Annotated in this window: 18 protein-coding genes; 1 reads left to right on the forward strand and 17 read right to left on the reverse strand. The window is 31.2% G+C overall.

Annotated features, from left to right (window positions below; genetic code table 11):
* Positions 1-42 precede the first annotated feature (42 nt).
* Positions 43-1311, reverse strand: a complete 1269-nt coding sequence (locus B2P65_RS16105; RefSeq protein ID WP_346880505.1) for an amidohydrolase — start codon at positions 1309-1311, stop codon at positions 43-45.
* Positions 1312-1550: 239 nt separating this feature from the next.
* Here B2P65_RS16105 and B2P65_RS16110 point away from each other — a divergent pair, with 239 nt between their 5' ends.
* Positions 1551-3296 carry an Rqc2 family fibronectin-binding protein gene (locus B2P65_RS16110; RefSeq protein WP_346880506.1) on the forward strand — a complete coding sequence of 582 codons (1746 nt, stop codon included), beginning with the start codon at positions 1551-1553 and terminating at the stop codon, positions 3294-3296.
* 40 nt (positions 3297-3336) lie between these two features.
* Here B2P65_RS16110 and B2P65_RS16115 read toward each other — a convergent pair whose 3' ends face one another.
* From B2P65_RS16115 to spoVE, 16 genes are all read right to left on the reverse strand, one after another.
* A complete protein-coding gene (locus B2P65_RS16115; RefSeq protein WP_150844846.1) occupies positions 3337-4452 on the reverse strand; it encodes a THUMP domain-containing protein in 1116 nt (371 codons plus the stop codon).
* A 12-nt stretch (positions 4453-4464) separates the two neighbouring features.
* On the reverse strand, positions 4465-5004 hold the full coding sequence (gene pyrR, locus B2P65_RS16120) for a bifunctional pyr operon transcriptional regulator/uracil phosphoribosyltransferase PyrR (RefSeq protein WP_035129314.1): 540 nt from the start codon (positions 5002-5004) through the stop codon (positions 4465-4467).
* A gap of 12 nt (positions 5005-5016) precedes the next feature.
* Entirely contained in the window at positions 5017-5931 is a 915-nt protein-coding gene (locus B2P65_RS16125) for an RluA family pseudouridine synthase (RefSeq protein ID WP_346880507.1), read from the reverse strand.
* The gene (gene lspA / locus B2P65_RS16130) at positions 5931-6383 is read right to left on the reverse strand and encodes a signal peptidase II (RefSeq protein ID WP_346847929.1); all 453 of its coding nucleotides are present in this window, start codon (positions 6381-6383) and stop codon (positions 5931-5933) included. The genes B2P65_RS16125 and lspA overlap by 1 nt, the downstream gene beginning before the upstream one ends.
* A 12-nt stretch (positions 6384-6395) precedes the next feature.
* A complete protein-coding gene (gene aroF, locus B2P65_RS16135; RefSeq protein ID WP_346847928.1) occupies positions 6396-7208 on the reverse strand; it encodes a 3-deoxy-7-phosphoheptulonate synthase in 813 nt (270 codons plus the stop codon).
* An 11-nt stretch (positions 7209-7219) separates the two neighbouring features.
* On the reverse strand, positions 7220-7912 hold the full coding sequence (locus B2P65_RS16140; RefSeq protein ID WP_346877402.1) for a 5'-methylthioadenosine/adenosylhomocysteine nucleosidase: 693 nt from the start codon (positions 7910-7912) through the stop codon (positions 7220-7222).
* A 398-nt stretch (positions 7913-8310) separates the two neighbouring features.
* Positions 8311-8904 carry a DivIVA domain-containing protein gene (locus tag B2P65_RS16145; RefSeq protein WP_346847926.1) on the reverse strand — a complete coding sequence of 198 codons (594 nt, stop codon included), beginning with the start codon at positions 8902-8904 and terminating at the stop codon, positions 8311-8313.
* Between the two features lie 15 nt (positions 8905-8919).
* Positions 8920-9696, reverse strand: a complete 777-nt coding sequence (locus B2P65_RS16150; RefSeq protein ID WP_346877401.1) for an RNA-binding protein — start codon at positions 9694-9696, stop codon at positions 8920-8922.
* 131 nt (positions 9697-9827) lie between these two features.
* On the reverse strand, positions 9828-10277 hold the full coding sequence (locus tag B2P65_RS16155; RefSeq protein WP_035129307.1) for a cell division protein SepF: 450 nt from the start codon (positions 10275-10277) through the stop codon (positions 9828-9830).
* A gap of 14 nt (positions 10278-10291) precedes the next feature.
* Entirely contained in the window at positions 10292-10960 is a 669-nt protein-coding gene (locus B2P65_RS16160) for a YggS family pyridoxal phosphate-dependent enzyme (protein WP_346880508.1), read from the reverse strand.
* Between the two features lie 117 nt (positions 10961-11077).
* Positions 11078-11788: a DUF881 domain-containing protein gene (locus B2P65_RS16165; RefSeq protein WP_346847923.1), complete on the reverse strand. Its 711-nt coding sequence runs from the start codon at positions 11786-11788 to the stop codon at positions 11078-11080.
* Positions 11789-11800: 12 nt separating this feature from the next.
* Positions 11801-12142, reverse strand: a complete 342-nt coding sequence (locus tag B2P65_RS16170) for a small basic family protein (RefSeq protein ID WP_035129303.1) — start codon at positions 12140-12142, stop codon at positions 11801-11803.
* 16 nt (positions 12143-12158) lie between these two features.
* A complete protein-coding gene (locus B2P65_RS16175; protein WP_346847922.1) occupies positions 12159-12869 on the reverse strand; it encodes a DUF881 domain-containing protein in 711 nt (236 codons plus the stop codon).
* 63 nt (positions 12870-12932) lie between these two features.
* Entirely contained in the window at positions 12933-13733 is an 801-nt protein-coding gene (locus B2P65_RS16180; RefSeq protein ID WP_346847921.1) for a cell division protein FtsQ/DivIB, read from the reverse strand.
* Positions 13734-14213: 480 nt separating this feature from the next.
* Positions 14214-14369 carry a hypothetical protein gene (locus B2P65_RS16190; RefSeq protein ID WP_346877397.1) on the reverse strand — a complete coding sequence of 52 codons (156 nt, stop codon included), beginning with the start codon at positions 14367-14369 and terminating at the stop codon, positions 14214-14216.
* 118 nt (positions 14370-14487) lie between these two features.
* Entirely contained in the window at positions 14488-15597 is a 1110-nt protein-coding gene (spoVE, locus tag B2P65_RS16195; RefSeq protein ID WP_035129299.1) for a stage V sporulation protein E, read from the reverse strand.
* Positions 15598-15601 lie beyond the last annotated feature (4 nt).

Raw genomic sequence — 15601 nt, forward strand, 5'->3', positions numbered from 1 at the left:
CCCTTAGCTTGTTTAATTTAGTAAATTTATCTCAAGTTTAAATTATATCTTTTGTAAAAAAGTTCTTATCATACGTACATATACATCATGACCTATTATAAGTGATTCTTCATTAAAATCAAAATAGGGATTATGATGTGGTGCCACAATAGAAGATGGAATTATAAAATAGATTCCCTTTCCCCCTTGCTTTTCCACCTCTTCTAACATATAAGTTATATCCTCAGAAGCTCCAAAGGAAAATTCTTCAATAATTTCTATAGGTAAACTTCTAAGATTTTTTATTACTATCTTAGAAAATTCATTATCGGTGCTATTATATGCCCTTGCAGAACCAACTACTCTTATATTATATTCCACATTGTAGGAAATTGCTGCACCCTTAACTACTCGACAAACCATATCCATGATTCTATCATTAATTTCGTTAGTATCGCCCCTTGTTTCCAACTGTAAAACTGCTTTATCTGCTATAACATTTTTTCCAGTTCCTCCATGAAGAGTTCCTACGTTAAGTCTTCCTACTCCTTTTCCAAATTGCACTTGGCTATGAAGATTTAAAATACAGCTTGCTCCTGCTAAAAGAGCATTTCTTCCCTCTTCTGGACAAAGACCTGCATGGGCAGATTTACCTAAGAACTCTACCTCCACTTTATTAGTAGCAAGCAAATTTTTAACTTTAACAGCTATGGCATTATTTTTATTAATAAAGCCGATGTGACCAGAGAATAAATAATCTACATCTTTTAAAACTCCAGCTTCTACCATAGACTTAGCCCCTCTAACCTCTTCCTCTGCTGGTTGAAATATGAGCTTTATTTTTCCTGTTAATTTTTCTTTCATCTCTACAATAGTATTTGCAAGCTGAAGGCCCATAGCTATATGAGCATCGTGACCACAACAATGACATATTCCTGGATTTTTAGAAGAAAATCCCTCTTTAAAAGGTCTATGATTTTCCTTAGCTTCCTCAACCTTAAGACCATCTATATCAAATCTAAAAGCCATGGTAGGACCCTGAACTCCTGTATCTATACTTGCTACTACCCCAGTATAGCCTTGTAGAATTTCATCTACATTATAGGACTTGTTTTTAATTGCTCTACTACACTCTATCCTATGATTAGTAAGTATTTCTTCATCAGCCATACCCATTGGATTACTATGTATTTCCTTACCATATTGTAGATTATATCCAAGTTTTTTCAAGTAATCCATTATTTTTATGGTGGTTTCAAATTCTAACCACCCAGCTTCTGCACATCTATGAAATTCCCTTCTTAAGTTAATGATACTTTTCCTTAACTCCATTTATATCCACCCTGCCTTTATAATTTTTTCTATATATTCAACTCTTATGTAAATTCATTCTTATTACTTCTTAAACAACTACAGTTCCTTTAACTTAAATATTCCTTAAATTCAATATTACTTTTATTATATCATCTTCAATTAAGGAAATTATCCTTGTCCTAACTTATTTTGTATTTTATTTATAAAATAATAGTGATATACTGTAAAATATATGCTTAAATGAAAGGATGATTTATATGGCACTAGATGGATTATATTTGCGCTCTCTAGCCAATGAAATAAAAAACACTCTAATAAGCAGTAGAATAGATAAAATAACCCAACCTGAAAAGGATGAAATAATACTGAGCTTTAAAATAAATAGGAAACCTGTTAGACTACTGCTAAACGCTAACGCTTCTTATCCTAGAATAAACTTTATTGATTACTCTAAGGAAAGTCCACTTAAGGCACCTGTATTTTGTATGGTTTTAAGAAAATATCTAAATACTGCAGTTTTAAAAGATGTTACTCAATTAAATAACGACAGAATCCTACTTTTAGATTTTGAAAGTAGTGATGAATTAGGCTTTAACAGTATATATACCCTGATAATTGAAATCATGGGTAGACACAGTAACATTACTTTGATAAGAAAAAGAGATGGACTCATCATGGATTCCATAAAACATATTACACCAGATATAAATAGCTATAGAGTACTCTATCCTGGTATTGAATATGTATATCCTCCTGAAAGTAATAAACTTGATATATTCAATACTACCTTTGAATCATTTCAAGAAAAAACTTTTAGTCTCTATGAAGATGAAGAGCTAAATGAAAAATTCTTTACTAGAGTTTTAGATGGAGTAAGTAATCCTATAGCTAAAGAGATTTCTTTTAGGCTAAATAAAAGAAATATTCCTTTAAGTAAAAATAACCTAAAGGGAATCTATGAATTCTTGATAGAGTTTTTTGCTAAATCCAAAGATAATAATTATGACCTTTATAGCTATTCCATAAATGATGAACTAAAAGATTTCCACTGTATAAAGCTAGAGTATATTTTAGATGATGGTGGACAATGTGAAGAATATTCTTCTCCTAGTAGTCTTCTAGAAAGCTTCTATCATGCAAAGGATAAAATAAATAGACTTCAAAGTAAAAGTCATGATATGCAAAAGCTAGTTATAAATAACATAGACAGAGTTGAAAAAAAATTAAACATTCTAAAAAAAACTTTAATTGAATGTGAAGAAAAGCAAAAATATAATCTATATGGAGAGCTTATAACTGCAAATATTTATAATATTAAAAAGGGTGATAAAGAGGTTGAAGCATTAAATTATTATAGTGAGGAAGAAGAATATATTAAAATTCCTTTAGATGTAAATAAAACCCCTTCTGAAAATGCTCAAAAGTATTTTAAAAAATACAGTAAATTAAAAGCTGCAGAAGAAAATGCTTATATCCAAATAGAATTAGCCGAAGAAGAGGATGAATATCTTCAATCAGTACTTAGTAATATTGAAAATGCTGATAACTATAAAGATTTAGAGGATATAAAAAATGAGTTAGTGGAAACTGGCTACATTGCTTTCAAAAAGTCTATGAAAAGTAAAAAGACTAAGCCTTCAAAACCACTCCACTTCATATCTAGTGATGGCATTGATATATATGTAGGTAAAAACAATCTAGAAAATGATTATTTAACTCTGAAGTTTGCTCATAACAATGATATTTGGCTTCACATAAAAAATATTCCAGGTTCCCATGTAATCATTAAAAACCTTGGAGAAGTACCTGATTCCACCCTTCTTGAAGCTGCAACCTTAGCCGCCTTCTATAGCAAGGGTAAAAACTCTACAAAGGTACCTATAGACTACACAGAAATTAGAAATGTTAAAAAAATGGCTAAAGGAAAGCCTGGTATGGTAACCTACTCCACAAACAAAACCATCTATGTAGATCCTATAAAACTTGATTTAAAGCAAGCTTAAAACAAAGACTATCTCAAATTTTTTTGAGATAGTCTTTAATTTATTTCTTCGGATTATATTGATAGTAATAACACTGAATTCTTCCATTATAAAGTTTTCTGTTTTTATCAGCCTTTTTTCCAAATACCTTTTGAAAGTCATCATAGGATGTTAGTACATAGCAAGACCAATCCTCTAGTCCTGCATACACATTAGAAAAAGTTTTGTAGAGATACTTAACCTCATCTTCATCTAAAAGTCTCTCTCCATAAGGTGGATTAGTTATTATCATACCACCTTTTTTTCTATTTCTTACATCCTTCATATCAAGTCTTTGGAAGTTAACATACTTCTCTACACCTGCTTTTTTAGCATTATCCATGGCAGTTCTAAGTACTCTTCCATCTATATCAGAGCCTTGAATAACGAAGTCTTTTTTATTAACACTTCTTTTCGCTCCTTCGCGTACCTGCTCCCAAATTTCTTTGTCAAAGGTAGGCCAAGTTTCACTTACAAAGTGTCTATTAACTCCTGGTGCTATATTTTTAGCTATCAGTGCCGCTTCTATAGGTATAGTTCCTGATCCACAAAATGGGTCTATTAAAAGCTCATCTCCATTGAATTTGGCTATCAAAACTAAGGCTGCTGCTAAGGTTTCCTTCAAAGGAGCCATTCCTGCATTTTCCCTATATCCCCTCTTATGAAGTCCTACTCCAGAGGTATCTACTGCAAGGGTTACCTTATCCTTTAGAATTCCAACTTCTATCTTATATACTGGTCCATCTTCACTAAACCAATTAGTATCATATTTTTCTTTCATTTTTTCTACTACAGCTTTTTTTACTATACCTTGACAGTCAGGTACACTATGTAAAGTAGATTTAACAGATTTTCCTATAACATGCATCTTACCATCAATAGGTATTAAGCTACCCCAGTCAACTTTTTTAGTTCCTTGAAATAATTCTTCAAAGGAGGTAGCTTCAAATTCTGCCATCTCTAGAAAAACTCTCTCTGCAGTTCTTAAATGGATATTACAGATAGCAACATCCATTTCATCTCCTTCAAAGGTTATCTTTCCATTTTCTATTTTTAAGTCTTCATATCCTAAATTCTTTAGCTCCTTGCCTGTAATAGCCTCTATACCAAAGGTAGTAGTTACAATTATTTTATACATAAATTTTTTCTCCTAATTATTCTCGTATAGACTTACAGAGTCCACTCCATCTTTTTCTACTAGTTCAACAGATATATCCTCTTTTCTTGAAGTTGGTATGTTTTTCCCCACATAATCAGCTCTTATTGGCAGCTCTCTATGACCTCTATCTACAAGTACAGCTAACTGAATCATTTCAGGTCTTCCTCTATCTATGATTGCATCTATTGCCGCTCTTACACTTCTTCCTGTAAATAAAACATCATCCACTAGAATTATTCTCTTACCAGTTATGTCTACACCTAATTCTATACTATTATGTTCCTTTAAGTTTTCAGGTTTTTTTAGGTCGTCTCTATATTTAGTTATATCTACACTCCCTACTTCTACCTCTTCACCTTCAAACATGTTGATCAGTTCAGCAATTCTATTAGCTAGTGGCACTCCTCTACTTTTAATTCCTAATATAACTAAGTTTTCTGTACCCTTGTTTTTTTCTATAATTTCATGAGAAATTCTCGTCAGAGTTCTCTTAATTGCTTTATCGTCCATAAGTACTGATTTCAGTTCCATAACAATCCCTCCCTAAACTTCTTTTCTTAATTTATCTAATATATCCTGAAAATATTCTGGAAGTTGTGAATCAAATTCCATATACTCTCCTGTGGTAGGATGTATAAAGCCTAAATTTTTCGCATGAAGTGCTTGACCTTGCAATTTAAACTTCTGTTTTTTATATCCATATACTTGATCTCCAATTAGTGGATGATGTAAATGAGCCATATGAACTCTAATTTGATGTGTTCTACCTGTTTCTAATCTACATTCCACCAAGGTATTACTTTTAAATCGGTCCAGCACTTTATAATTAGTAATAGCTTCTTTTCCATCCTTAACTACAGCCATCTTTATTCTCTCTACAGGATGTCTTCCTATATTGTTTCTAACAGTACCCTCTTCCTCCTTTACTATACCTTCTACTATGGCATAGTAAGTTCTCTTCATGGAGTGGTCCTTTAGCTGCATAGCTAATGAATTATGCGATTTATCATTTTTAGCAACTACTAATACCCCAGAAGTATCTTTATCAATTCTATGCACTATACCAGGTCTTATAACTCCGTTTATACCTGATAAGTCCTTACAATGATAAAGAAGACCATTAACAAGAGTTCCAGTATAATTTCCTGGGGCAGGATGGACTACCATGTCCTGTGGTTTATTTATTACTATAACATCACTGTCCTCATAAATTATATCTAAAGGAATATCTTCAGCCTCTACTTGAAGCTCCACTGGCTCAGCTAGTTCTACTCGAACCTGATCCCCTACTCTTAATTTGTAATTACTTTTTTTTATCTGTCCATTGACTTTCACTTGTTGTTTTTCAATAATTCCCTGGACAAAAGATCTAGACATATCTACTTCATTTTCACTTACAAATAAGTCAAGTCTCTTCCCTACATTTTCTTCTTCTATAATATAATTTTTAAAATCCATTAAATCTCATCCTTCAGTATACATATTAATAGAAAAAATGTTCCTATACAAACTAGCATGTCAGCCACATTAAAAGTTGGAAAATAATATACATCCCTATAATGAACCATAATAAAATCTACTACATAATTATAACTTATTCTATCTATAAGATTACCTATTGCTCCCGCAATTATCATAGCAATAGATACATATACTAATTTGAACTTAGGCTTATACTTTAATAAATAGAATATCATTCCTATAACTACAACTATAGTAATAACAATAAATAACCACTGCTTATTTTGAAGCATTCCAAAAGCAGCTCCACGGTTTTCTAGATAATCAAGAGTAAAGAAATCCTTAATTACAGTTAATCCTTCTGAACCCTTTAAGGTACCTATAGCCCACCATTTTGTTCCTCTATCTATTATTAGACCTAATACTACTATTATTATTCCTAAAGTCAAAACCACTCCCCCTTATCTTAACTCGGATAAAATATTTTTAATGGCATTAGACTTATTTATAATTTTTTTTAAATTTTCTACATTAATAGTTTGTCTTGCATCTGATACAGAATTATCAGGATTTACATGACTTTCTATAATTAATCCATCTGCACCAGCTGCCACAGCAGCTAAACTCATAGCTTCAACTAACTCACGCCTTCCAGTTCCATGACTAGGGTCCACAATAACAGGAAGTCTATAATTTTCCTTAATCACTGCTACAGAGTTTAAATCCAAGGTATTTCTAGTGGTAGTCTCAAAGGTTCTTACTCCTCTTTCACAAAGTACTACTTGATTATTACCTTCCTTTAAAACATATTCAGCTGCATAAATCCATTCAGCTACAGTTGCACTTATCCCTCTTTTTAGAAGTACAGGTACTTTAAGCTTTCCTAATTCCTTCAAAAATGTATAGTTATACATATTTCTAGAACCAACCTGTATCATATCTACATAAGGAAGAGAAATTTCTATATCTCTAGCATCCATTACCTCAGATACTACTGGCAAACCAAATTCATTTCCCACTTCTTTAAGTATTTTTAGTCCTTCTATACCGAGACCTTGAAAATCATAGGGAGATGTTCTAGGCTTGAAGGCACCTGCTCTCATCATATGTGCTCCCTGGTCCTTCAAGGCTCTTCCTATCTTTATCATTTTATCATAGTTTTCCACTGCACATGGTCCAGATATAAACACTAAGTCATCTCCACCAATGATTACATCCTTAACCTGTACTGTAATTTTTTCTCCACTATTTTTTTCTGCAAGTATTCTTTTCATATAATATCACCTTATAAAGTTTTTAACATAGAACGTAATATGGTATTTGAATTTTTAACTGATATTTCTTTAAATTTTTCATAGTCCATATGTGCTCCATTATTAGCATTGTCAGAAATTGATCGTATTATAACAAAAGGTTTGTTATTAAGATAAGCTGCATGAGCTATACTTGCTCCTTCCATCTCACAAGATAGCGCATTAAACTCGCTTTTTAACCATCTTATCTTCTCTATATCAGCTATAAATTGATCTCCAGATACTATTCTACCAGTGAAAATATTTATATCTTTTATACCTTCACAAGCACTTTGGGCTTTTTCTACTAATCCCTTATCACATTTAAAGTCAAAGACTTCCATATTAGGAACTTGACCTGGTCTATCTCCAAATTTAGTTGTGTCCATATCATGCTCCACTAAATCTGTTGCAATAACCACATCTCCTGGATATATATCTTCTCCAATACCACCAGCTATACCGACATTTATAACAGCATCCACATTGAAATCATCAACTAAAATTTGTGTACAAACTGCTGCATTTACCTTACCTATTCCACTTCTAACTATTACAACATCCTTATCATAAATAGTTCCATGATTAAATGTCATCATTGCTCTTGTAACTTTTTTCTTTATTTCCATATCAGCTATTAGAGAGCTTACTTCCTCTTCCATAGCTCCTATAATTCCTATCCTCATGCTAAAATCTCCTCTTTTCTTCCTAGGTACAAATAATTCTAGGTACTTTTCTTTAATACAAATTTAGGTCACCAATTATGTTAATACATATCGAAATATAATTTTTCACATTAATTGGGTACAACTACATCTATTATAATATACATGTTCCGGGATATGTCAATAGCTTTCAGCAGATAAAAAAATCTCACCCTAAAGTGAGATTAAAGAGCTGCTACGTCCCTGGATAATAATTTCCCCTAAAGGACAACGAATTATAAGTATGAATAAATTCATACTTATAGTTCTATTAATAACCTTCAGTGGGAGTAAAAACTCTCTCTAAAGCAAAGAATTCTATTTATACATTAATCATATTTACCAAAAATTACACAATATATGTAAATAAAATTTCAATATTACTTATCTACAAAAAAACTTTTTATATCCTCTAATTCAGCTGTATTATATTCAAAGCTTTCTACATCCTTCTCAGAAGCAACTTCTAATACTGGCTCATGTACCTTCTCTTCCATTACAGTTGAAATATTATAATTTTTATCAAAATCTTTTTCTAGCGCTTCAAACATTTCCATTTGTGTAACTATAAAGTTTCTAAACTTGCTCCTAAACTTAGCAAATTCCTGTTTTGTTCTATCGAATTCATCATTGATATTTAAAACATCAGTGTGAGCTTTATCTAAAATTCTTTTAGCACTTTCATTTGCATTTTTAATTATAAGTTCAGCTTCTGATTGAGAACTTTGCTTTGCCTGTTCTGCAGCATTTTGTGCTAATAACAAAGTGCTTTGAATAGTAGTTTCCATCTTTGAATAATGATCTAATTTATCTTGGAAAACATCTAATTTTTCCTTTAAAATAGCATTTTCCTTATACACGGTTTCATAATCCTCAGAAATTTGTTCTAAAAATTCATCCACCTCATCCATGTTATATCCTCTCATGGCTTTTTTAAAATCTTTGTTCATAATGTCCATAGCTGTCATCTTCATATCCTTCACCCCGCATTAAATATATTTACCTATTAATAATTTAATTCGTCCCTTACTAGTTTCTCCTTCAATTGAATTAATTTTATACTTTCCAAATCCCCTTATGGTAATAGTATCCTTCATTTCTATTAATTTATCCTTTCTATTACATTTAAGATAATTTAATAATACAGACCCATTACTTATAAGATCTGTGCCCTTAGCCCTAGACATATTGCAAATACTAGGTACCACATTATCTAGTCTAAGGGATGTAACCATTATAATCTTTTCTTCAAATTCAATCTTTGGGATATCTTCACTATTTATATCTATTCTATCAATAGTACATGGACAATTTCCAATGTTAGTTAAATTATATTGAACATATTGAGAAACTGACCTTGTCATTGGAACAAAGCAAGCATCTCCTTTTACTACTAAGTCTCCAAATAAGCTTCTCTTAACTCCTAAAGCCATTATAGAGCCTAAATAATCTTTATGCTTAAGATCTTTAAACTTTGATTTATTTTTTATCTTTACAATATGAATATCATAGTCCAGAGTTTCATATGTATTAGTAGAAAAACATAACATCTTTCTCTCACAATCCGCAAACACACCAGTACCATGAACAAAAACCCCAAGTTTACTTTGGTTGTTTTTTATATTCATATAGATATCCGGAGTCACAAACTCCTTTGTATATATAGGAATTTCTATGTTCTTACATAGTTCTATGTCCTCATATATACTTGAAATATAATTTTTATCGTGGTCTTTAAATATATCTAAAAATGCCTTCTTCTCCATAGCTTTCCTCTAATTCATTATATATTATTATAATTCCTCTTAATACTGTTCATGTTTTTTAAGCTATATTCTACCACTCAAATATATATAAAATTAACCACGTAATACTTTACTAAGTTCGAGTACTAGACTTATTTGAAGGAACTAAAAATTCCTTTGTTTGTAAGCTCATTTTTTAGTTCATTACTAACTTCAATATTAGATGGAGTTAATATAAATACTCCCTTTTCTACAGGTTGAAGTCCTCCCTCTAATGCGTAAATAGCTCCTATTAGGAAATCAAGTATTCTTTGACCTTCCTTAGGCTCTACTCCATTTAAGTTAACAATAACTATTCTTCTAGACTTTAAATTGTCTACAATAATTTTTCCCTCATCATAATTTGAAGGCTTACTAATTACAACCTTTGAGGATGATGCAGTATGAATATTAACTATTTTATTTTGCTTCTTGCTTACGAAAGGTTCAATTTCAATCTCCTCTTCACCTTCATCATAGTTTTCTTCCCTGTTCTCTAATAATTCTTCATCATCTTCTTCATCAAATCCCATCATTCTACTTATTCCTTTGAAAAATTCCATAATAAACCTTCCTCCTACTTTAATTTGCTATAATCTCTTTTCCCAAAAACCCCTTCACCAATTCGAATCATATTTGATCCTACTTTTAAAGCTTCTTTATAATCTCCACTCATTCCCATAGATAAAATCTCCATGGCAATATTTTTATAGCTTTTAGTTTTCAGGGTATCAAATACTTCTTTAGTCTTAGTAAAATAGTAATTACAACTTTCAGTATCTCCTTTTGGAATAGTAGCCATAATACCTTTCACCTTGACGTTTTTACACTGTTCACAAGCATTTATAAGTTCATCTAAATCCTCCATCATAATCCCAGTTTTAGACTCTTCTCTACCTATATTAATTTGAATTAATACATTTGCAATAAGTTCCTTACTTGAAAATTGTTTTTCAATCTCCTGTAAAAGTCTAACACTATCTAAAGAATGTATTAAATAAACTCGTCCAACTAAATATTTAACCTTATTTCTTTGAAGATGACCTATTAAGTGCCACCTAATATCCTTAGGTAAGATTTCTTGTTTTTCCATTAACTCTTGAACTTTATTCTCTCCAAAATTTCTTTCCCCTAAGTCATATACATTTTGTATTTCAGCTATAGATCTAGTTTTTGATACTGAAATCAATGTCACTTCTTCTGGCAACTCATTCTTCAATTTTATAAAATTTTCTTCAATAGACAATTTTATTCCTCCCGTCTCATATACAAACTCTAGCTTATAATGGAAAATATATGCCCATATAATTTATTCTCGATATAATCTAAAAAACCTTTAATATTATTAATTTTTTCTAGTTTTTTATTTTAATTTTAGATACTCACTTTTTAACTCTCCATTATAGGCTGGCAACTTTTCATCATAAACTGATTCAATATCTACATAACAGCCTCTTGCCTTCAAACTCTTAAGTTGATTTTGTTGATTTTCAAGAAAACTATTTATTACATCCTGATTTCCAATAGCTGTAATGTAAAAAGGAGCTATTACTTTTATCCCATCTAACTCTATGGTTGCTCCAGCACAAAGTCCAGCTGTTGAACCTATTATTCTATATCCATTAATAGCTATTGCCTCTGCTCCTGCAGCTCTTAAATCATTAACAACCATTGTTAAATCCGAATCATGAATTAACATATAAAGGGGTACATCTTGCCCTAAAATTGTAGCTTCCGGTGCATCATTTAAAGTAATCTTTACACCATTTCCCACCACTGGAAGCAAACCTAATGCAAGTTTATTTTTGCTTATCTCTCCAACCATCTCTTTTCTAACTTCATCCTCAGATATACTACTTCTTTCATATTTATTAATTTTATCATTAGTTTCAACATATTGGTCTTCTAAATTACTTATTTCATTTTGTAACTTTGTCCTACTATCATATGCCTTTTGATACTGCTCTACATCTAAAAATTTAGTTTTTCCTCCTAAATTTACATTCATAGCTATTAAAATACCAATTATAATGGTAGCTATAAGTAAAAATATATTAGCTTCATTAACTCGCATTTAATTATCTCCTTAATGATGTGTTTTTATTCTATCCATCAATAACCTTCTTATAACAGCAAAGTTTGTAAATATCCTCTGTCCAAATATTATAATTGCTGCAATATATACAGGTATACCCAGCTTATCCCCTAGATAAACCATTCCTGCTGCTAAAAATGCATTTCCAAAGAATCCTGATATAAATATATCTGGTCTAAAATCCTTATTTAAGGTAGCTCTAATAGCCCCAAAAGTGGAGTCTATACAAGCAAATATTGCAACAGATATATATGGTGATAATTTAAGTGGAAAATTTATGTTGAAAGCTATTCCTAATATAATTCCTATTATAAGTCCTATTAATGCAATCATTTCATCACTCCTACTTTTAGTTTTCTTGTACTTCTTTTATGTGTTCATATTTTACTGGTATACTTGCCTTTTTAATTTTAATATTATCCTTTGTTTCCGATGTAACCTCACAGATTCTTTTCACTCTATTAGGAATGAACCATCCCATAGCCCCTTCTAATATAGTCTTATTTCCTATAGCTTTTATAACTATACGCTCCTGTTGTGAAATTCTTTCACCATTAATTCTAATACTATTTCCTGCTATCCTTATACTGCTGTTTCCAATAAGTCTTATATCATTTATAGATACAGCTTCAGCCCCTGCAGCATATAATTCATTAACGATATACAGTAACTCATAATCTTGTATAGGATCATCTTCTACTTGTGGAGTGAATAAACTAGTTTTAGGATCAATATATATTGTAATACCTGGCCCCTCAACATTAGTTAATCCGGCTCTAAGTCTAGTATTATTTAGCTCTTCAAGGAGCCTTTGATTCTTTGTATCTTCTGTTGCTTCCTTTTCGTATTCAGCCGCCTTCACCTCTAGTTCCTCAACAGCCTTTTCCAATTCTTCCTTTTGTTTTTTTAATTGCTCATTTTCTAATAATATTTCTGGACTTTGTGAACCCTCAACTTTATCTGTACTTTGCTCTCCTATAGTATTAAGTTGAGTGATTATAACAAATCCAAACATTAAAAATATAAGTCCGGTACATAGCTTGGAAATAATACTTTTCACTTACCCTACCTCCCAATAAAATCTTTCTTGAACTATGATGCTTTTACCTTTTAATCTTTTGATCTATTTTTCCTTATAAATAACTGGATTGCCTTCAAAACTTACATCCACATATCCCTTCATCTCTCCAAGGGTCCCACTTTCTATTATGCTAAACCCCCTAGCAACTTTACTATTAACTTTATCAACAGTTCCAAGTTTCATGTGTAAATTATTTACGTATAATTTTAAGTCTACAAAGTCATTAACTTCCAATTTTATTATGTTATATTTTTCAAACAAACTATTTGCTTTTATAAATTTATGAATATTGCAAATTGCCTTTATTTTATCTTCGTCTATATTTTTAATCTGTTCACCTATTTTTAAACATGTTTCATCAATTCCTTCAATCTTTAAAGCTTCTATACCTTCGATAGATTCCTTTTTTTCCAAAACCACACCCTTATCATCAATCACATAGAAACCTCCTGATATTTCTGTGTAGAAAGCAATCTTTCTCTCATTGATAGCAATAGAGAGTTTGTTAGGGTATTTTCTAATAATGGTTGCTTCTAATATGTAAGGGTTTTTCTCTAACTCTTTTTCTATTTTTTTTGTTTTTATTTTGAATATATTGGTACCCTTTTGAAGCTTTGTAGTTGTTTTAACACCGTCTTCAGATAAATTTACCAACCCACTAACTAAAATCTCTGATAAATTAAAAGTAGGTAAAGTTAAAGCCAAAGTTATTAAAATAGAAATCATTACTACAAGTAGTAACATGGTCTTTTTTAATTTAATTATTTTTTTCTTTCGCTTTAATATCTCTTCTTTATTATCTATTATATAATTACCATAACTCTGTTTAGTTTTTTTTGCCACATCTTCACCACCAAATTACAATATATGAACATGAAAGTAAATTAATACACCTTCTATCATACCATTTTTATATTACAAATTCATTACAAAAATATTAAATATTATGGCTCTGTTGAAAATTACAGTGATAGAATATACATGCTATGAGAATATTGGTGGACGTCCCTTAAAGTTCGTGCTGAAACAAGGCTTTGTGCCCCTAAAAAAATATAGGCGTAGCCTCATATTTTGACTCTATGTATTTAAAAAGAAACATATAATTACTAAGATACTTAGTTGAAACACCTTTATAGGGCCTCATAAAACTTTTTACCTTGCTATGAAGGTTATTAATTCTTTGGATATTATATGAACCTACTCTGCGAGAACCCGTAGGGATTGCTATATGTTTTGATTTACTATAGGAAGATAGTGTGCTTGTAACAAAACAGTGAATCTGTTACAAGCACACTATCTTTTTTATTACTCTTCCTAGTACTCTTAAAAGATCACTACTTTCTGGACGTCCCATACAGCTAGGCTCAATATTAAAACATCATTCATTGTTTTACTTATTTCTAAAATTAGTTTTAATCTTTCATTTTCTTTTACTTCTCTAGCTAACGCTAACACTTCGTGATAATTTGGCGAACTCATTATCAAATCTCCATAATTAATGTTCCTATAAATCGTCTCCATGATTTATCACTTTAATCAACAACAGAGCCAAAATAATAGGACTGAAGATGCTTTCTATTCTTCAGTCCTATTATTTCTATGAAGTTTTTTTATTGTTCTGCCGAGTTATATTAAGAAGTATTCCCATAAATAGCATATTAATTACTAAGGAAGACCCTCCATAGCTTATGAATGGTAGAGGAACCCCTGTTACTGGCATAGAGCCTGTAACAACAGCAATATTGATTAAGCTTTGAATAACTACTACAGAAGTTATTCCTGTAGCTAATAGGGAACCGTACATATCCTTTGCCTTAGATGCTGCAATAACTCCCCTCCATAGAAACAGTATAAACAATATAATTATAAAGGCACAGCCTATAAAACCTAGTTCTTCACCTATAACTGACAATATAAAATCATTATGAGGTTCAGGAATATAAAAACACTTTTGTCTTGATTGACCTATTCCAACACCAATAAGTCCTCCAGAACCTAATGCTAAGAGAGATTGTACCAATTGATATCCATCTCCTTGAGAATCACTCCAAGGATTAGTAAAACTTAAAAGTCTTCTAAGTCTATATTCCTCTGTTAAAATAAAAACAGCACCTAAAACTCCTACAGTTCCTATTAGTCCTCCCATATGAATAACTTTAGTTCCAGCTACAAATAACATTATAAGACTAACCACCATGGTGACTGTGGCAATACTAAGATTCTTTTCAAGAAGAATCATTCCTGCTATAAAACCTGCAAATAAAAGGTTAGGCACTACGCCCTTCCAAAACTTTTTTATATTTTGGGGATTGCTTGATATATATTTTGCTACAAAAAGCACTACCACGTACTTTGCAATCTCCGATGGTTGAAAGGATAGAGGTCCAAGTCTAATCCAACGCTGAGCTCCCTTTACTGGTGGAAATAAAAACACTAAGCAAAGGGCTATAAATGTAAAGATTATTAAAATTCTTGTATACTTTTTATACTTATGGTAATCGATATTCAATGTGATCATCATTCCAATAAGTCCAAGTCCAGCCCACTGAAGCTGTTTCCATAAAAAGAATTCTGCATCATCATATTTAAAGGCTGAAAAATATGAACTAGCACTATATACCATGACAACTCCCACTGTAACTAACATAATAATTACAGCAAAAAGTAGAAAGTCCACATCTCCCAATTTCATTTTGGGTTTTTTCATATTA

This window comes from Clostridium sp. UBA3061 (assembly GCF_002367465.1).
GTDB lineage: Bacteria > Bacillota > Clostridia > Clostridiales > Clostridiaceae > Clostridium_J > Clostridium_J sulfidigenes.